The organism is Natronomonas pharaonis DSM 2160 (genome assembly GCF_000026045.1).
Lineage (GTDB): Archaea > Halobacteriota > Halobacteria > Halobacteriales > Haloarculaceae > Natronomonas > Natronomonas pharaonis.
The window spans coordinates 853,504-872,494 of the sequence record NC_007426.1 but is presented as its reverse complement, the minus strand read 5'-3'; the positions used below and the strand labels follow the sequence as shown (position 1 = coordinate 872,494).

Below are 18,991 nucleotides of genomic sequence, written 5' to 3'. Positions count from 1 at the left end.
CCAACGCAAAAACACAGTCTTTAAATAATACACTCCCAATATTTGAATCGTGGCGGTCGTCAGAAACCTCGAAATCAAGCTCGACGTTGACGAGGACGCCCACAGCGTTCTCGATGAGACGTTCGAGCAATTCCGTCAAGCCGCCCAACACGCCGCGGACTACGGCTGGTCTGACGACCCTACTCAGATAATCGACAGCAAGAGCAAACTCCACGACGCCACGTACTCCGACGTACGTGAAAAGACAGACCTCACTGCAAACCACGTCCAAGCCGCACGCAGCCTCGCAGCAAACGCACTCGAAAACTGCAAAGACCGTATCCTCGAAGACGGCAAGAAAGCCAGTAAACCAGAATTCCGCGGCACCGTGGTCTTCTACGACGGTCGCACGATAACGTACAACGACGACCACTGCACGCTATCAACTACAGAAGACCGTGTCACCGCGGAATACATCGTCCCCGAGGACACTCGCGGAACGCCGTTCGAAGAATACTGGGAGAATGATGAGTGGGAACGTGGTGAGTCCACTCTTCACAAGCGTGATGGCACGTACTACTTGCACGTGTCGATGAAAAAGGAACGCGAGGAAGACGAGGCGTCTACATCCGAGTACGGAGCGGTACTCGGCGTAGACTTGAACGTCGACGGCTACCTTGCCGTCACCTCGACTGGCGCGTTCCTCGGCAACGCAGACTACCTCAACCACAAGCGTGCGGAGTACGAACGGCGTCGTGGAAAGCTGCAACAGACAGGCACTCGCAGTGCCCACTTGACGCTAAAATCTATTGGTGACAGATTCTCGAATTGGAGCGAGGATTACTTGCATCGCGTCGCACTCGCAGTGGTTCTCGAAGCCCGTCGACACGATTGTGACGCGATAGCGTTCGAGAACTTGAAACACATTCGAGGGCGTATCTCGAACGCTTCTAAGTTCCAACAGTGGGCATTCAACAAACTCCAATCTCTTGTTGAGTACAAGGCTGAAGAGTACGGCATCCTCGTTGATGACGTGAAGCCACAGTACACGTCCCAGCGGTGTAGTCACTCGGAGTGTGGGTTCACGCACGAGGATAATCGTGACGGTGACGAGTTCGAGTGCCTGAGCTGTGGAAAGGAGCTTCACGCGGATTACAACGCTGCTCGGAATATTGGGTGGCGTCTTGTCCAGCATTGGCTCAAGTCTGGTGCTGGACGGGCGGACTGTCAGGTCGCCCTGAAGTCAGGGATGGTGAACGCGAACAGTGAGTTTTCGCCTACCACTGGTTCTAGTGGTCAGAGCGGGAGTCCACTGACAAGCCCACCGCTTTAGCGGTGGGTACCTGACACGAAAGCTGCGTTCACCCTGTGGATATAATACGAACGAGGGAATACGGATGAATCAGAGCCGTATGAGCGACAGACACATTTGGGGGGCGGGGACGGTAGCAGCCGTGCTATTCGTTGCGGTCGCGGTTGCCGCCGTAACGGGTGCGGTCCCTGTCGTCGACGCAACTGACGAGACTGGAACCATAACCGGCAACGTAACCGACAGCGGCGGGGAGCCGCTCTCGTCGGCGGCCGTTGAAGCGCCTGAAACCGGCGACGAAGCCTCGGTCGACGACGACGGGAGCTACGAGCTCGATGTTCCCGCAGCGGAGATCGAGGTCATAGCGAACGCTGATGGCTACGAGTCGGACGAAGCACAGCTTACCGTTGCTGCCGGGGAAACCGAGACGGTCGACTTCGAACTCGACCCCGACGTACGAGTGTACGACGCGACTGTCGACATCGAAAGCGGCGAGGGCGTTCCGGGCGAGCAGGTCGTACTTGAGGTCGACATTGAGAGCAACGAGGGAAGCTCGATAGATATCAACGAGCTCGATATCGAGCTCGAGTACGACCGGGACGTGCTACAGTACAGTGCGGTAAACAGCCAGCCGGTCGATGTGGGTAGCACAGAAATAACTGAACGGGGAGGGACCATCGAAATCGAGTCCGACTACGAGTTCGGCGACCTGACCTCACCACCGTCGACGCCACTTACCGCGGCCCGGCTCGAATTCGTCGTGCTCGGCGACCCCGGTGATGTCGGTGACATCAGCTTCAGCGAGGATTCCTCCATCGGCTACACCGGCGACGAAGTCGAGGCCGACTGGGAGGGCGGAGACATCGACGTCATCGGCGAAGACGAGCAAGGTCCCGACGAACCCCAAGTCGGTCAGATCGTCGCCACCAGCGAAGGCGGCTTCGTCGAATTCAACGAGGGCGACGGCGACACGGCCCGCGAGGAGGGTGTCGGCTTCCCGCCGGGAGACGACCCTGATGGGGATATTCCCATCGAAATCGAGGGCCAAGTCTTCGATGACGGCACGTGGCAATCGACAGATACCTCGTTCCCGACGCTGCAGGATGCCGCTCTCCCGGCAGATGTCGAAGCGCGTGACGGCCTCGAAGGCGAACTCGACCTCGAATCGGGGACCATGACAGCCGAAGGTGAGCTGACGGTTATCGTCTCCGGCGACGAGTTCAGCTTCGATATCGGTGCGACAACCGAAGACAGCGGCGAACTGTCCGGGGATGCGGACCTCTCGGAGGACGGCGGGGCAGTCACCCTCGTCGACAACGAGTTCCCCGTCGACGACCAGACCGGCAGCGGGCTGGTAGACGGTAGTCTGGGCCTCCCCTCGCCCAACGAGGGTGACAACTGGTTCGAACTCGAACTCGACGTGTCGGTGCTGTCGACGACCGGAACGTTCGCCGGTACGGTCGAAGACGAATCGGGAGAACCCATCGATGGCGCAGTCGTCGAGGTCGGTGACAGACAGGCCGAAGCCGGAGAGGACGGAAGCGTTGAGCTCGAAGTTGAAGCCGGCGACTACGACGTGACCGTCGACGCGGACGGATACTTCGAGGAGACAACCAGCATCGCCGTCGGCGAAGACGAGACCGTCGACGAGACGTTCACCCTCGAGGCCGGTGACCCGAACTTCGAGGCGAGCCTCGAAGGAGATGCGGTCGAAGCCGGCGAGGAGGTCGACCTTGTCGGCACCGTCGAAAACACGGGCGATGGTGCCGGCGAGCAGGATGTTACGCTCTCGGTCGCCGACGAGGAAAACACTGAGACGCTTGCGCTGGCCGTCGGCGACGACGAGACGATACTGCTGTCTTGGGAGACGGATGCGGATGATGACGGCGAGTACACGGCGGAACTGGATACCGGCGATGCGACCGCCGAAGCCGAGGTCACCGTCTCCGAAGCCGACGACAACGAAACCGACTCCGGCGACGATGTCCTCACCGCAACCAGCCAGGGCGGCTTCATCGCCTTCACCGAAGACACCTCCAGCGAAACCACCGCCAGCGACGAAGGCCTCTCGCTCCCCGACGAAGACGACGGCGACACACCCATCGAACTCGAAGCCGATTACAACCCCGACGACAACTCCTGGGAATCAACCGCCGTCGACTTCCCCAACCTCGACCTCGGCGAAGCCGGCATCGACGGCGTCGAAGCCGAAATCGACACCCCCAACGGCCTCGAAGGCACCATCGACACCGACGACAACACCATGACCGTCGAGGGCACACTCGCCGTCACCGCCGCCGACGGTGACTTCGAATTCGACATCGACGCCACCACCGACGGCAGCAATGACCTCGACGGCGACGCCGACCTCGACGACGACGGCGGCACCGTCACCGCCGTCGACAACGAATACCTCATCCAAGAGGAAAGCGGCTACGACATCATGGACAACGCCCTCGACCTGCCCGCCACCACACCCGGCGAAAACTGGCTCACACTCTCTTTCGACATCGATATCGAAGAGACCGCAGCCGATACCGGCGACATCGAGGGCACCGTCGAATCATCAACCGGCGACCCCATCGAAGATGCCACCGTCGACATCCAAGACGAACTCGACGACACCACCACCGACGACGACGGCGACTTCGAACTCACCGACGTCGAAACCGGCGACTACACACTCGAAATCACCGCCGACGGCCACGCCGACACCACCACCGACGTCACCGTCGACGAAGACGATACCACCACCGTCGATGTCGAACTCGACGCCGACGACCCCGAGATGACCGTCGACGTCGACGTCACCGACGCCGAACCCGGCGACACCGTCGCACTCACCGCCACCGTCGAAAACACCGGCGGCGCTCCCGGCTCCGAAGAGGTCACCGCCACCGTCGGCGACGAAACCAAAACCCAAACCGTCGAGGTCGACCCCGGCGACACCGAGACGGTCACGCTCGAATGGGACGTCGCCGAAGAGGACCTCGGCGAGCACACGGCCGAAATCGAGGGCGAAAGCTTCGAATCGACGGCCGACGTGACGGTCGCCGAAGCCCTCGGGCCGGATGTCGACGCCGACGGCGACACGTTCGTTGCGACCAGTCAGGGCGGCTTCATCTCCTTTGCTGAGGACGGAGACAAAGAGACGGCCATCGAGGAAGGGTTAGAGTTCCCATCGGCGGATGCCGGCGAGGAGCCGATTGAGATTGTCGGCGCAGTCGACGACGACGGCAGTTGGGAGTCGAGTTCGATTCGGTTCCCGGATTTGGTGACCGACTCAGGGATTGCAGCGGAAGTCAGCGCGCCGGATGGGCTGTCGGGTGAGATAGACGCCGACAGCGGCGAGATGAGCGCAAACGGCGAGTTGTCAGTGGCGATAGAAGGCGACGATGACACGCAGTTTAGTTTTGAGATTGCGACGACAGTCGGCGAGAGTGAATCGCTGTCGGGCGAGGCGTCACTGGACGAGGAGGGCGGAACGGCGACACTCGTTGATAACGAGTTCACCGTGCCGGACGAGACAGGGGACCCACTGATTGACGGGACGCTCGACCTGCCGGCGACCGACGAAGGCACAAACTGGTTCGAACTCGACCTCGAGGTCGAACTCGACGCCGACGACGATGCTACCTCACAACAACAACAAAACAACGAGGGGACCGAACCGCAGGAGCAACCCGAGAACGACGAGCTCGGCAGTACCCTCATTATCGACGCCGGTATTCTGATTTCGGTCATCGTGCTCGGCGGCGGCGGCACGCTTGCCTCACTCGGGCTGTTGAACCGTCGCTGGCGGTTCGGGAAGTAGTCGGGACGAGACCCGAAAATAGCGCCGCGTTTTGCTTACAGTTCGCCGGTAATCGCCATTGCCAGTCCGCTCGTGAAGGCACTGGAGATGCCGACAAGGCCCGCAATCGACAGCAGGTCAACGACAGCGAATTCGGGGCCACCGCCGCCCTCGCCGGCGGTTCCGATAATCGCCATCGAGATGAGGACAACGAGGATACCGCCGAGCAGGCAGCTAAACATCGTCGTCAACAGGCGCTGTCGGTCGTAGGTGATGTTCCGCCCCTCGATGAGGCCGATGATACCACCGATGACGGGCGTCGACGCGAACAGCACAAAGAGCATGATGAGCGGCCCGAGGTCGGAGATGATTTGCTGTGCTGTCGGGTCGACCTGCGGGACAATCGTATCGAAGGTCCATTCGAGCCCGAAGAAGGCGCCGATACCGATTCCGACGCCGACGACGAGCATCGATGCAACGAGTTTACCGATATTTTCTAGTTGTGAATTCATTGTACGTCCCGTTGTATCACGGCCCAATTAAATCATTTGTTCAGTGCATCCGTGCAACCACATACCACAGCACACGTCGGTGGGGTCGTTTCGATAGTATATAAAGTTGCGGCGACGAACGGACGGCAACGAGCGACTATGACCGACCAAGAACTCGGCATCACCGAAAGCAAAGAGCACAACCCCGGGGAGTGGTACGCCGAGGTCGTCCAGAAGGCCGGACTGGCTGATTATGCGCCGATGGGCGGGTTCATCGTCACCCGACCCCGCGGCTACGCGCTGTGGGAACGGCTGCAGGACCACCTCGACGGCTGGTTCAAAGAGACGGGCGTCCAGAACACGTACTTCCCGATGTTCATTCCGGAGTCGTATCTGGAACGCGAAAAGGACATCGTCGACGGGTTCGACCCCGAGGTCGCGTGGGTGACCCACGGCGGCCACGACGAACTCGAAGAGCGACTCGCGGTACGGCCGACCTCCGAGTCCATCATTACGCCGTTCATCGCCGAGTGGGTCCGCAGCTACCGGGACCTGCCGTTGCGGGTCAACCAGTGGTGTTCGGTCGTCCGCTGGGAAGCCACCGAGACGAAGCCGTTCTTCCGAACCAAGGAGTTCCTCTGGCAGGAGGGCCACACGGCCCACGCGACCGAGGAAAGCGCTTGGGACGAGACGATGACGCGGCTCGAACAGTACGAGCGGCTCTACGAGGAAGTAATGGCGATACCGGGCATGACAGGACGCAAGCCCGAACACGACAAGTTCCCGGGAGCGGACACGACGACGACCATCGAGGCGCTGATGCCCGATGGGAAGTCCGTCCAAGCGGGGACCTCACACTACCTCGGGACGTCCTTCGCCGAAGCGTTCGACATCGAGTATACGGACGAAGACGAGACAAAGCAGACGGCACACACGACCTCGTGGGGGCTGTCCTGGCGCGCGCTTGGGGCGCTCATCATGACCCACTCGGACGACCAAGGGCTGGTTATACCGCCTGCGCTGGCTCCGACGCAGGTCGTTGTCGTCCCCATCTGGCAAGCGGATACCGAAGAAGCGGTCAAAGAGTACGCCGCCGACCTCGCGGCAGAGCTGGACGAACAGTTCCGCGTGGAGCTTGACGACCGCGACGAGCGCAACCCCGGCTTCAAATTCAACGAACACGAGTTGCAGGGGGTCCCGCTCCGCATCGAAATCGGTCCTAACGAGGTCGAAGACGAAGCGGCGACGCTCGTCCACCGGCCGGACGGCGAAAGCGACGTCGCCGAACGGGAGAGCATCACAGACGCCGTCGATGAAGCACTTGAGACGGTCTACGCCAAGCTCTACGCCAGCGCCGAAGCGACACTAGAAGAGAACATCCGCAAAGCCCACGGTCGCGGGGAGATTCTCGGCACGCTCGGCCAGCACGGCGGCTACGTCAAGACCGGCTGGTGTGGCGACGAGGCCTGCGAAGCCGAAATCAAAGACGAAATCGCCGCTGAAATCGTGATGTTACCGCTCGATGAGGACGAACCGCCCGTCTACGACACCTGCGGCGTCTGCGGTGACGAGGCAACAGAGACCGCGTACTTCGCGAAATCGTACTAGCAACGCCGGGAGGTTCCCGTTTCTTTTTTGCGATGTGGTTCGGTCCTCCGGAAGCCGATTGATAATTGATGAAAAATATAAATATGACATTATATTCCCTTCCATGGGGTAAATCCACCGTTATACTTTGAGGGGAAGTCTCTTATTCGGGTACTCGTCATGGACGAGTATGTCTGAGCAAACACCGACCGCGGGCACGGCCGGGCTCGCGGACCCCGACGACCACCGCGCCAACTGTGGCGTCGGCGTCGTCATGGACCTCGATGGAGACCAGTCACACGAGACGGTAGCAGACGGAATCGAACTGCTCGAGAACCTCGAACACCGGGGTACGACGGGAGCCGACGAAAAAACCGGCGACGGGGCCGGAATCCTGCTGCAGACGCCCCACGAGTTCTTCGCCGACGAGGTCGCCGGGCTGCCCGACGAAGGCGACTACGCCGTCGGCTCGCTCTTTATGCCGCAAGACGAGGAGGCCGCTGCAGGACTCCAGCAGCTCACCGAGCAAGTCTTTGCCGAGCACGGGCTGGACGTGTTTGCCTGGCGGCGAGTGCCGACGGAGAACGACTCGCTCGGCCGGACAGCCACAGAGTCGGAGCCGGCTGTCGTCCAGTGTTTTGTCACCGCCGACCTCGACGACGAGGCCTTCGACCGAGCACTGTATGTTGCCCGGCGCGACCTTGAGACGACTATCGAGGAGCGCGACCCTGACGGTGCGGCCCGCTTCTATGTCTGCTCGCTTGACCGCGATACGGTCGTCTACAAAGGCCTGCTCACCGCCGAACAGCTGGCCGACTACTATCCCGAGTTGAGCGACGAGCGGATCCAGTCGACGTTTGCGATGGTCCATGCGCGCTTCTCGACGAACACCCTCGGCGCGTGGCATCTCTCTCATCCCTACCGGAACATCATCCACAACGGCGAGTTCAACACCATCCAAGGCAACATCAACTGGATGCGGGCCCGGGAAAACGACCTCGAACACGAGGACTTCGGCGGCGACATCGAGACGCTACGGCCCATCATCAACGACCCCGACCAGTCGGATACCGCCTCAGTCGATAACGCGCTGGAGCTGCTCATGCAGGGCGGCCGCGAGATGCCGCATGCCCTCCGGATGCTGATTCCCGAGGCGTGGCGAAGCGACGAAAACCACGTCCCAGAGGAGCGACAGGAGTGGTACGACTACCACGCCTCGCTCGTCGAGCCGTGGGACGGTCCAGCACTCGTGGCCGCGACTGACGGCGAGCGTGTCGGTGCCGTACTCGACCGCAACGGGCTCCGGCCGTGCCGCTACGACGTGACGAGCGACAACACGCTCGTGATGGCCAGCGAAGCCGGCGCGCTCGAACACGATTTCGGTGACATCGAGCGGCGCGACCGGCTCCAGCCCGGGCAACTGTTCCTCGCCGACCCGAACGAGGGGCGGGTCATCCCCGACGACGAGATCTTCGACGAGCTCGTCGACGAGAAATACGGCGAGTGGGTCGACGACGAGCAGGTCGAACTCGGCGACATCATCGAAGACGACGCACCCGAAGCACACGGCACCGATGTCGACGCCCCGCTCCGCTCGCAGCAGGCCCTGTACGGGTACACCCGCGACGAGATGGACCATCTCATCGAGCCGATGGCGACGGATGGTAAGGACCCGGTCGGGTCGATGGGCGACGACACGCCGCTTTCGGTACTGTCGCAGTTCAACCGGCCGCTGTTCAGCTATTTCAAGCAGCTTTTTGCACAGGTCACCAATCCGCCGCTGGACTACATTCGTGAGGAACTCGTTACCTCGCTTGAATCCCGGCTGGGCTTCCAGCGGAACCTCCTCGACGAAACGCCCGACCACGCCCGCCAACTCGTCGTCGACTCACCCGTGCTGACCGACGACGAGACGGCCGCCATCAAGGACCTTGACGACGATATCTCGACATACGTCCTCGATATCACCTTCGACCCCGGTTCCGACCTCGAAGCCGCCGTCGAGGCGGTTCGTGAGGAGGCGACGAGAGCCGCACACGACCACGACATCATCGTCCTCTCGGACCGGGAGGCCGGCCCGGACGCAGTGCCCATTCCGGCGCTTTTGGCGACCGGCGGCATCCATCACCACCTCGTCCGAAACGGGCTCCGAAACCACGTCGGCCTCGTGCTCGAATCCGGCGACCCGCGCGCCGTCCACCACGTCGCAACCTGTATCGGCTACGGCGCCGGCGCGGTCAACCCATATCTCGCCTACGAATCCATCGCCGATATCGTCGCCGGCCCCGACGGAGCCGACGAAAGCAAGGCCATCGAAGCCTACATCAAAGCCGTCGAGGATGGCCTTCTGAAAACGATGGCAAAGATGGGCATCTCGACGGTCGAATCCTATCAGGGCGCCCAGATATTCGAGGCCGTCGGGCTGGACTCGGATTTCGTCGCCGAGTACTTCGAAGGAACGACCGCCCGGACGGAAGGCGTCGACATCGACGACATCGAGTCCGACCTCCGGGACCGATACGAGATTGCCTTCGGTGACGACCCGGAGCTCGAACATCAGGGCGAATACGAGCACCGTTCGTCGGGGATGTTCCACGAGTGGAATCCCGAGTCGGTCGGCACGCTCCAGAAAGCCGTTCGGCAGGGCGACTACGAGCAGTATCAGGCGTTCGCCGAGATGATGAACGACCAGCAGGAGAACCTCCAGACGCTCCGGGGGCTCCTGGAGTTCGACTCCGACCGCGACCCGGTCGACATCGAGGATGTCGAGCCCGTCGAGGAAATCGTCGAACGGTTCTCGACGGCGGCAATGAGCCTCGGGAGCCTCTCGCCGGAGGCCCACGAGAACAACTCCATCGCGATGAACCGCCTCGGTGCGAAGTCCAACACCGGTGAGGGTGGCGAGCCGCCGGAACGGTTCGACACCGAAAAGGAGTGTAACGTAAAACAGGTTGCCTCCGGGCGGTTCGGCGTCACGTCGACGTACCTGACAAACGCCGAGGAGATACAGATCAAGATGGCACAGGGCTCCAAGCCCGGCGAGGGGGGCCACCTCCCCGGCGAGAAGGTAAACGAGATGATAGCCCACGTCCGGTACTCGACGCCGGGCGTCGGTCTCATCTCGCCGCCGCCGCTACACGACATCTACTCCATCGAGGACCTCAAGCAGCTCATCCACGACCTCAAGGCTGCAAACCCCGATGCAGACATCAACGTCAAACTGGTCTCTGAGGCCGGTATCGGCACTATCGCCGCCGGGGTTGCCAAGGCCAACGCCGATGTCGTTCACATCTCGGGCCACTCGGGCGGCACCGGCGCGTCGCCGAAGACGTCCATCAAGAACGCGGGGCTGCCCTGGGAGCTCGGACTCGCCGAGGCCAACCAGATGCTCCGGGCGACCGACCTCCGGTCCCGAATCCGTGTCACCGTCGACGGCGGTATGAAGACCGGCTACGACGTCGCCGTCGGCGCGCTACTCGGGGCCGAGGAGTACGTCTTCGGGACAGCGCCGCTCGTTACCTCCGGCTGCGTGATGGCCCGACAGTGCCACGAGAACACCTGTCCGGTCGGCGTTGCCACGCAGGACGAGGGTCTCAGACAGCGGTTCCCGGGCGAGCCACAGCACGTCATCAACTACATGACGTTCATCGCCCAAGAGCTGCGGGAGATTATGGCCGAGCTCGGCTTCGAGACGGTCGACGAGATGGTCGGCCGTGTCGACGCGCTGAAGCAGCGCGATGACGTCGAACAGGAGAAGGCACAGAAGCTCGACCTCTCGGCGGTGCTGGCGGAGCCGGCCGGCAACGACCGACGAAAGACCGAACCCCAGCCCCACGAAGTCGACGAGTCGCTCGACTGGGACCTCATCGACGAGGCCGCCGAGGCAATCGAAAGCGGTCGGCCGACGCATCTCGACCGCGATATCTCGAACGTCGACAGAGCGGTCGGGGCGACACTCTCGAACCGTATCTCCGAAGCACACGGCGTCGAGGGGCTTCCGGAAGACACGGTTACCGTCGACTTCGGCGGCACCGCGGGCCAAAGCTTCGGGGCCTTCCTGCAGGACGGCGTCACCTTCCAGCTGACCGGGACGGGGAACGACTACGTCGGCAAGGGACTCTCCGGCGGCAAGCTCGTCGTCAACACGCCGAACGACGCCCCCTACGAGCCGGAAAAGAACATCCTCATCGGCAACGTCGCACTCTACGGTGCGACGCAGGGCCAAGCCTACATCAACGGGATGGCTGGAGAGCGCTTTGCGGTCCGCAACTCCGGCGTCAAGGCTGTCGTCGAGTCGGTCGGCGACCACGGCTGTGAGTACATGACCGGCGGCGTCGTCGCCTGCCTCGGCGAAACGGGGAAGAACTTCGCCGCGGGCATGTCCGGCGGCGTTGCCTACGTTCTCGACCGAGAGGGTGACTTCGAAGAGAAGGTCAACTACGGGATGGTCTCGACGACCGATGAACTGGACGAAAACGACCGGCGGATGCTGCGCCGACTGCTGGAAAACCACGTCGCATACACCGATTCGGACCGCGGCGAGTACATCCTCGACAACTGGGACGAGGAGCTCGAAAAGTTCGTCAAGGTGATGCCCGACGCCTACGCGGACATCATCGACGAACAGGAAGACGCCGACGTGCGGACGGAGCTGCCGGCACCAGCGACCCCCGAAACCGACACCGAAACGACCGGACAGGCGCTTTCAGACGACTAGCGACTACGTAGTCTTCCCACGCTGCCGCCGACATCCCGGCCGTGGGTTTATATATCTCGGCCGAGAAATCCGAGTATGGCCGCACACCGACGGCCGGTCCTGCGGAACCTCTTCGACGACTCGCCCACCCCACATATCGCGCATCCGCCACGCACCCATCAGCGGGAGTTCTACGTGGCGACGGACGGCTCCTATCGGAGCGACGGCAGCGGTGGGTTGGGCGTCGTCATCGAGACCCGCGGCGGCGAACGCGTCGCCCGGCTTTCAGTTCCCGACACCGTTCCCGACAACAACGTCGCCGAGTACCGGGCGCTCCATCTGGGGCTTGACGTGCTCGCGGCGCGTGCGCCGCGGACAGCGACAGTCGGCGTCCTCGTCGACCACGACGACCTCGCCGAGAACGTCAACCGGGCGGCCCTCGCCGGACGCGGCCCGGACAGCCGCCCGCCGCATCCGTTCGAGGTGCCCGGACGGACGGCCCACCACTGGCGGGGGATTCGCGCCCGCGTCGCTGGCTTTGGGGAGCTACGAGCCGCTCGCATCGACAGCGGCGAAAACCCCGCCCATCCGCTGGCGAATACACCCGACCAGTACGCACACGTCAACAGGGATGTCGACCGGTGTGTGCTCCCGCGGGACGACCGCTGGCAGAGTCCGGACGACGACCGGTACCCGCCGCCGTCGCGGGCCGACCGCGAGCGGACCGACGGCGCGGCCGGTGGGTCAGCCTCCGATTAGCTGAATGCAGGCGCTAAGCCCCCGTCCTCAACAAGCACCGCAGTCCGTGCAAGCGGACAAGGAGCGTTAACGAGAGCGGAGCTCTCGTTCGCACATCAGAAACGTAGTTTCTGAGGACGTCCCCAGAAATCGGAGATTTCTGGTGTGCGAACGAATCGCTCCGCGATTCGTCAACGCCGTCTTCACCTCACCCTGCACGTTCCGGTAACAGTCCCACAGGCCCACGCAGGCATTTTTATCGGAGAACGCCCAACCAGAGATAAGATGGGCGTTCCGACCTGTGGGCTTCGACTCGCTCGCCGTTCCACGTTGAACGGCTCGCTCCTTGCGAAGTTCCCAGCCACGGACAGCGTTAGAACGCGACAAGAAGCGTGCGCTGTCCCACGGAACTCTCCCGTCGAGACACTAGGAGTGGGGCACTCCGAAGGAACGCCTGTGGAGACTGCGCTCCCTGTGGGAACCTCTCCGGGTCCTGCAAAGCGCGTTTATCAGATTCCGCGGAATCTGATTGGCTGTCAGACGCAGTCTGACAACGTCGTGGAAGCAGGAAACCCCACCCTCAGCGAGCGCGTCAGCGCGAGCAGGGTGGGGTAGTTCACACGCCTTCGTCGACGCCTTCGAGTCCCGAATCAGTAATTTTGAATCGCGCCGTCTCGCCGGCCGCTTTCGCCTGATGTTTCTCCAGCGTCGCCCGTCGGTTGCCCCCCCGGAACCGCTCGATTCGAAGCACCGTTCCGGACCAATGAGAGAGCGTGTGGCCGCCGAGCGGTCGGACCCGCGAGCTGTCGGCCTCGGGGTCGGTGTAGACCTGATTAGTAATGACAACCGCGAGGTCGTGGCGGCGGGCCAGCCCGAGCAAGTGTGTCACCTGCGTTGCGACTTCACGGAGGGTCTCGCCGTCGTCGTCGGTGTCACGTTCGAGCCGGTAGAACCCGGTTGCACTGTCGAGGACGACCAAATCGGCAGTCGCAGCGAGGTCGCCGGCGTCTTGGACCGCCTCCCGTTGGTCGTCGAAATCGAGCGCATCGGAGATGATAACACGGGACGTGGTGCCTTCGAGGTCGTCGGTCGCGCCGCGGGCAAGCTGCTCGAACCGGTCGAGCGAGACGCCCTCGGTGTCGATATACAGCGCCGTCCCGCCGTCGGCGGCGACCTGGACGGCCGCCGACAGTGCGAGATTGGTCTTGCCCGAGGCCGGCGGCCCGTACAACTGCGTGACGGTCCCACGTTCGAAGCCGCCGCCGAGGAGGGTATCAACCGTGTCACAGCCCGTTGGAATCGGCTCGCTCACGAACGGGGCTTTGCCGCCGCCGAATAAAAACCTCCGTAGTCGCAACACGAGGAGAGAGATTAAGACGACCGCGGGCGAACGCTCGGCAGTGATAGTCGTCGCGACAGCGGACTTCGAGGTCTACCACGGCGTCGTCGACGAGCTCGGCGACCGCGACGTGCCGTTTACGACGGTCGAACCCGACGAGGAGCTTCCCGACGGCGCTGAAGTCGCCATCGTCGGCCCGGAAGACGAACACCCCGCTATCGAGACGGTTCGAGCAAACCCCGGCGACCCGCGTCGGGCCGTCGAGGAGGCGGTCGCACTACTGCGCGGCGACGGCGGTCGAACCGTCGTCGGCGTTGACCCGGGTGAGCGCCCCGGGATTGCGGTGCTGGTCGGCGGAACGGTCGTCGCGGCGTTTCAGGTGCCCGCCGCGGACGCGCCGGCGGTCGTCGCCCGCGAGACCGAAGACGCCGCCGACCCGCTCGTTCGGGTCGGTGACGGAGCACGCATCAAGGGAGCCAAGATTATCGACGAACTCGAAGACATCCCCGTCGAACTGGTCGACGAGACTGGCACGACGCCGTATCTCGGAACAGGGGCACGCGGGATGGGCGACGTGCTCGCGGCGGTCAACATTGCCCGAATCGAGGGCGAGCGGGTCAGCAGCCGCGACATCGAACCGACCGCGGGGGAGCTCCAGCGCATCAAGGACCGCTCACGGGCGGAAAGCGACGACGACCGGGCCATCACCGAGGCGCTGGCGAGACGGGTCGCAAACGGGGACCTGACGATAGCCGAGGCGCTACGAAGGCATCGTCAGCAAGAAAACGGCGGGTAGGCCCGGACGAAACCTTACCCGAGGTTCGGGACGAGCGGTGCGTCTACGTCGCCGTTGTGGTAGCGCTGCTGGTGGCCGCCGTCGGTGCGGGCGGTCGTTTCAGTCTGCTCGTCGGTCGGGAGTATCGGAACCATCGGCTCGATTTCGTCTCGGGGCATCTACTTCGGACAACAACCCTCATGGTCTTAAATGTAATGAATGATAATCACAAATGCGGCAATAGTTGCACCAACAGCGGGAAACGGGCTGTCGGCCGATAGCGGACGGCCAACAGCCAGTGCTCCACAACCCATAAACGCGGCTCACCCCAACCGACAGGCAATGAGCGACTGGACCGAAGCGTACCGTCCGACGACGCTGTCGGAGGTCCGCGGCAACAACAAGGCCCGCGATGCCTTCGAGGAGTGGGCCAAGGCCTGGGAGGACCACCGCGAGGCCGTCATCCTCCATGGCTCGCCGGGCGTCGGCAAAACGTCGGCCGCACACGCCCTCGCCAACGACATGGGGTGGCCGGTCCTGGAGATGAACGCCTCCGATGCGCGGACGAAAGACGAAATCGAGCGGTTCGCCGGCCGCGCGGCCTCGAACGCGACACTGGGCGGCGGCCGCCAACTCATCATTCTCGACGAGGCCGATAACCTCCACCAGCACAAGGACCGCGGCGGCGCGGCGGCGATGACGCGGCTCGTCAAGGACGCCACCCAGCCGGTCGTGCTCATCGCCAACGACTACTACGAGATGTCCTCGGGGCTGCGGAGCGCCTGCCGGGACGTCGAATTTCGGGATGTCTCTGCTCGGTCTATCGTCCCCGTACTCCGCGATATCTGTCGGCAGGAAAACGTCGAGTTCGACGAGGACGTGCTGCAAGAAATCGCCGAGGCCAATCGCGGGGACCTCCGCGGGGCCGTCAAGGACCTGCAGGCCCGCGAGCGCGACGGCGAAATCAAACCGGAGGGAAGCGAAGGCAGCCGGGACCGCACCGAAGACATCTTCGCGTTTCTCGATGCGGTCCTCAAGGAGGAGTCTGCCGAGGAGGCGCTCCAGACGGCCTACGCTGTCGATGAGACGCCCGATAACCTGCTCCAATGGATTGAGGACAAGGTGCCGAAAGTCTACGAGGGCGACGAGTTGGCCGACGCCTACGAGCATCTGGCCGACGCCGATGTCTGGCTCGGCCGCGTCAGAGCCACGCAGAACTACAGCTACTGGCGGTACGCGACCGACAACGTCGCTGCCGGTGTTGCCGCCGTCCGACAAGAAGACCGCGGGGGCTGGACCCGCTACGGCGGCGCACCGTATCGCTCCTCGCGGGACTCGACGCGGGATTATATCGCCACCCGCATCGCCGAAAGCGCCGGCGTTTCGACCGCAACGGCCCGTCGGGAGATACTCCCCTACCTGTCGGCGATGACACACCACTGTAACAACCGGGAGCTAACCGTCCGAATGACTGCCCGCTACGAACTCGACGCCGAACACGTCGCCTTCATCACCGGTTCGGGAAAGACCACCAACAAAGTACAGGGTATCGTCGAAGACGCCGAAACGCGCCGCGAAACGGCGGCCGTCGACCACGGCGGCGGTATCTTCGCGCCCGCCGTCGACGACGCACAATCGGATACCGAAAGCGACGATGACGACGACGGGGACACGCTAGCGGCATTTGGAGCCGACGAGCCGAAGGAGGAATCGGTAAATCGGGAGCAGTCGGACGGGACAGCCGACGCCGAAGAAAGCGACGACGGACAGGCCGGCCTGTCCGACTTCATGTAGCTACTCGCGGTCGTCGGCTGCCGTTCCGAGCCCCGGAATCGCGACCCGCTTTTCGAAGGAATCCATCAGCACAGACAGCGTCAGCACCAATGCGAGATAAAACAGCGCAACGATGAGATACATCTCCAAATAGCGGAACGTATCGGAGCCGATGTTTCTGGCGCGCCGGAACAGCTCCGGGACGGCGATGAAGGCCGCCAGCGATGAGTATTTGATGAGATAGATGAACTCGTTTGTCCAGCCCGGAATCGCATACCGGAGCCCCTGCGGAAGGATGACATGTCGGATGCTCTCGGTCTTCGAGAGCCCGACCGACCGGGCAGCGGTCAACTGGCCGGCGTCGACCGACTGGAGCGCAGACCGGATGTATTCGGCCTGATAGGCGGAGCTGTTGATGGTGAAACCGATGACTGCAACCCAGACGGCCGCCCGTGGAACCGGGCCGACACCGACACCCGGGAGCTCTCTAATGATTCCAGAAAGCGGCAGCCCGTAGTACAGCACGAAAAGCTGGGCGAGAAGCGGCGTCCCGCGAATGAGTTCGGTGTAGGCAAGCGACAGCCAGCGGAGCGGCCGGGACCCATACACGCGGGCGACCGAAAGCGGCACCGCGATAAAGATGCCAAAGAACATGCCCAGCACGGTCAGGACGATGGTCAGCCACGCGCCGGCAGCCAGCGCCGGCATGACGGTCACCCCGAATGCGATGAAGTCAAACAGCCACGCAAGCCAGCCGAGCGGTGTCGAGAGGACGCCCGCATCGGCGGCGAGCCCTTCGAACCAGCCGCCAGCGGCTTCGAACGGCCCGGCGGGGACGAAGGGCTCGCGGCTACTCACACCGACGCCGGGATTGATAACCCAGTCGTAGGCCCACCGCGTCAGCAGCCAGCCCCAGAAGGCAATCCCGACCACGAGCAGGGCGGTCCGGCCCGTCGAGGAAAGCGACGAGGTACCGAGGGCGTCGTCTCGACTGGTCATCCGTCTATCTCACCGAGGAAATCCCGTGCCCGGTCGGTTTCCGGGGCCTCAAAGAGCTGTTCGGGCGGACCGCGCTCCGCAATCCGGCCATCGTCGAGGAACGTAATCGTATCGGCGACCGACCGGGCAAAGCTCATCTCGTGGGTCACACAGAGCATCGTCATCCCCTCGTCGGCGAGGTCGCCCATCACCGAGAGCACGTCGCCGATAAGCTCCGGGTCGAGAGCGCTCGTCGGCTCGTCGAACAGCAGCAGTTCGGGGTCCATCGCCAGCGCGCGGGCGATGCCGACGCGCTGTTTCTGTCCCCCTGAAAGTTCGGCGGGGTAGGACGCCGCCTGGTCGGCGAGACCGACCCGTTCGAGATGTTCGTCGGCGGCGGCGACGGCGTCCTCCTTCGAGAATCCCCGTACTTTCCGGAGACCGAGAGTGATGTTGCCCCGCGCCGTCCGGTGGGCAAAGAGGTTGAAGTCCTGAAACACCATGCCGACTCGCCGGCGGAGGTCGTTGACCCCGATGTCGTGAATCGAGTGGCCGTCGAGATAGATAGCGCCGTCGTCGATATCGGTCAGGCGGTTGACACACCGGAGCATCGTCGATTTGCCGCTGCCGCTCGGGCCGATTATCACCTCCACGTCGGATTGCTCCATCGCGAAGCTGACACCGTCGAGCACCTGTTCGTCGCCGTACGATTTCGAAACGTCGTCGAAGCTGAGTAGTTCGGTCATGAGTCTCCACCCGGAATCGCGTAGTAGTCGGAGAGAGCATCCAGCGCGCGGTTCGTCGTGAACGTCAGCACGAAGTAAATCAGGCTGACGGCGAGAATCACTTCGAGGACCGCCGTGCTCTGGCCGGGCTGGGTAAAGAGGTCGTAGCCGCGGGTCAAAAGCTCCGCCAGCCCGATGGCGAAGGCGATGCTCGTGTCTTTTAGGACGATTGTGAACTCGTTTTGGAAGCCGGGGACCGAGCGACGGAGGGCCTGCGGTACGACGACGTGTCTGATAGCCTCGTACTTCGAGAGCCCAACAGACCGGGCGGCGGCGACCTGCCCCTCGTCGATGCTCTGTATGGCGCCGCGGAACACTTGTGACTGGTAGGCAGCACTTCGGAGCCCCAACGCGAGCATCGCCGCAAAGAACGCCTCAAAACCGACGCTGAACTCCGGGATGGTCGTGTTGCCGAGCGTGATGCTGCTGAAGGTGATGTCACCAGGGTCGGGCAGCGGCAGCCCGAAGAAGAAAAGCACCATCAGCACGACGATGGGCGTTCCGCGGAGGAGCACCCCAACTGTTCGGACGGCCGACCGGAGCGGCCCGCGACCGTACACCTCGATTGCGCCGGCTGGGAACCCGGCCAGAAAGCCAAGCAGGACGCTCACAAGCGTCAAGAGGACGGTGACCAGAAAGCCCTGCAGGAGAATTGCCCGGTTCTCCCAGACGAACTGCCAGTCAGTCGTCTGGAGAGTTACCCAGGCGAACTGCCAGTCGGTCGCCTGCAGTGCCAGCGGCTCCATCT

Annotated in this window: 13 protein-coding genes and 1 pseudogene; 8 read left to right on the top strand and 6 right to left on the bottom strand. The window is 63.0% G+C overall.

Annotated features, from left to right (window positions below; translation table 11 throughout):
* The first annotated feature begins 49 nt into the window (after positions 1-49).
* Positions 50-1,312 (top strand): RNA-guided endonuclease InsQ/TnpB family protein, encoded by a 1,263-nt coding sequence (locus NP_RS04475; protein WP_011322624.1) that lies wholly within the window; start codon positions 50-52, stop codon positions 1,310-1,312.
* A gap of 79 nt (positions 1,313-1,391) precedes the next feature.
* On the top strand, positions 1,392-5,102 hold the full coding sequence (locus NP_RS04470; RefSeq protein ID WP_049939478.1) for a carboxypeptidase-like regulatory domain-containing protein: 3,711 nt from the start codon (positions 1,392-1,394) through the stop codon (positions 5,100-5,102).
* 35 nt (positions 5,103-5,137) lie between these two features.
* Here NP_RS04470 and NP_RS04465 read toward each other — a convergent pair whose 3' ends face one another.
* Positions 5,138-5,593, bottom strand: coding sequence for a hypothetical protein (locus NP_RS04465; RefSeq protein WP_011322622.1), 456 nt, complete (start codon positions 5,591-5,593; stop codon positions 5,138-5,140).
* 138 nt (positions 5,594-5,731) lie between these two features.
* Between NP_RS04465 and proS the strand changes: the two genes are divergently transcribed.
* From proS to NP_RS15135, 4 genes and pseudogenes are all read left to right on the top strand, one after another.
* The gene (proS, locus tag NP_RS04460; RefSeq protein WP_011322621.1) at positions 5,732-7,180 is read left to right on the top strand and encodes a proline--tRNA ligase; all 1,449 of its coding nucleotides are present in this window, start codon (positions 5,732-5,734) and stop codon (positions 7,178-7,180) included.
* A 169-nt stretch (positions 7,181-7,349) separates the two neighbouring features.
* On the top strand, positions 7,350-11,876 hold the full coding sequence (gltB, locus tag NP_RS04455; protein WP_011322620.1) for a glutamate synthase large subunit: 4,527 nt from the start codon (positions 7,350-7,352) through the stop codon (positions 11,874-11,876).
* Positions 11,877-11,951: 75 nt separating this feature from the next.
* On the top strand, positions 11,952-12,614 hold the full coding sequence (locus NP_RS04450) for a ribonuclease H family protein (protein ID WP_011322619.1): 663 nt from the start codon (positions 11,952-11,954) through the stop codon (positions 12,612-12,614).
* Between the two features lie 396 nt (positions 12,615-13,010).
* Positions 13,011-13,208 (top strand): annotated as a pseudogene (locus NP_RS15135) (hypothetical protein); the annotation flags it as partial.
* Position 13,209: 1 nt separating this feature from the next.
* Here the strand turns inward: NP_RS15135 and radB are convergent.
* On the bottom strand, positions 13,210-13,905 hold the full coding sequence (gene radB / locus NP_RS04445; protein ID WP_011322618.1) for a DNA repair and recombination protein RadB: 696 nt from the start codon (positions 13,903-13,905) through the stop codon (positions 13,210-13,212).
* An 88-nt stretch (positions 13,906-13,993) separates the two neighbouring features.
* Here radB and NP_RS04440 point away from each other — a divergent pair, with 88 nt between their 5' ends.
* A complete protein-coding gene (locus NP_RS04440) occupies positions 13,994-14,728 on the top strand; it encodes a hypothetical protein (RefSeq protein WP_011322617.1) in 735 nt (244 codons plus the stop codon).
* 14 nt (positions 14,729-14,742) lie between these two features.
* On the opposite strand, the gene NP_RS14730 is transcribed toward NP_RS04440, so the two are convergent.
* Positions 14,743-14,886, bottom strand: a complete 144-nt coding sequence (locus NP_RS14730; protein ID WP_011322616.1) for a hypothetical protein — start codon at positions 14,884-14,886, stop codon at positions 14,743-14,745.
* Positions 14,887-15,049: 163 nt separating this feature from the next.
* On the opposite strand from NP_RS14730, the gene NP_RS04435 reads away from it, so the two are divergent.
* Positions 15,050-16,501 carry a replication factor C large subunit gene (locus tag NP_RS04435; RefSeq protein WP_011322615.1) on the top strand — a complete coding sequence of 484 codons (1,452 nt, stop codon included), beginning with the start codon at positions 15,050-15,052 and terminating at the stop codon, positions 16,499-16,501.
* On the opposite strand, the gene NP_RS04430 is transcribed toward NP_RS04435, so the two are convergent.
* Genes NP_RS04430 through NP_RS04420 form a run of 3 tightly spaced genes read right to left on the bottom strand, consistent with a single transcriptional unit; the run spans position 16,502 to position 18,989 of the window.
* A complete protein-coding gene (locus tag NP_RS04430; protein WP_011322614.1) occupies positions 16,502-17,479 on the bottom strand; it encodes an amino acid ABC transporter permease in 978 nt (325 codons plus the stop codon). It lies immediately after the preceding gene.
* Positions 17,476-18,204 (bottom strand): amino acid ABC transporter ATP-binding protein, encoded by a 729-nt coding sequence (locus NP_RS04425; RefSeq protein WP_011322613.1) that lies wholly within the window; start codon positions 18,202-18,204, stop codon positions 17,476-17,478. The genes NP_RS04430 and NP_RS04425 overlap by 4 nt, the downstream gene beginning before the upstream one ends.
* On the bottom strand, positions 18,201-18,989 hold the full coding sequence (locus NP_RS04420; protein WP_011322612.1) for an amino acid ABC transporter permease: 789 nt from the start codon (positions 18,987-18,989) through the stop codon (positions 18,201-18,203). Before NP_RS04420 ends, NP_RS04425 begins: the two co-directional genes overlap by 4 nt.
* Positions 18,990-18,991: the final 2 nt, after the last annotated feature.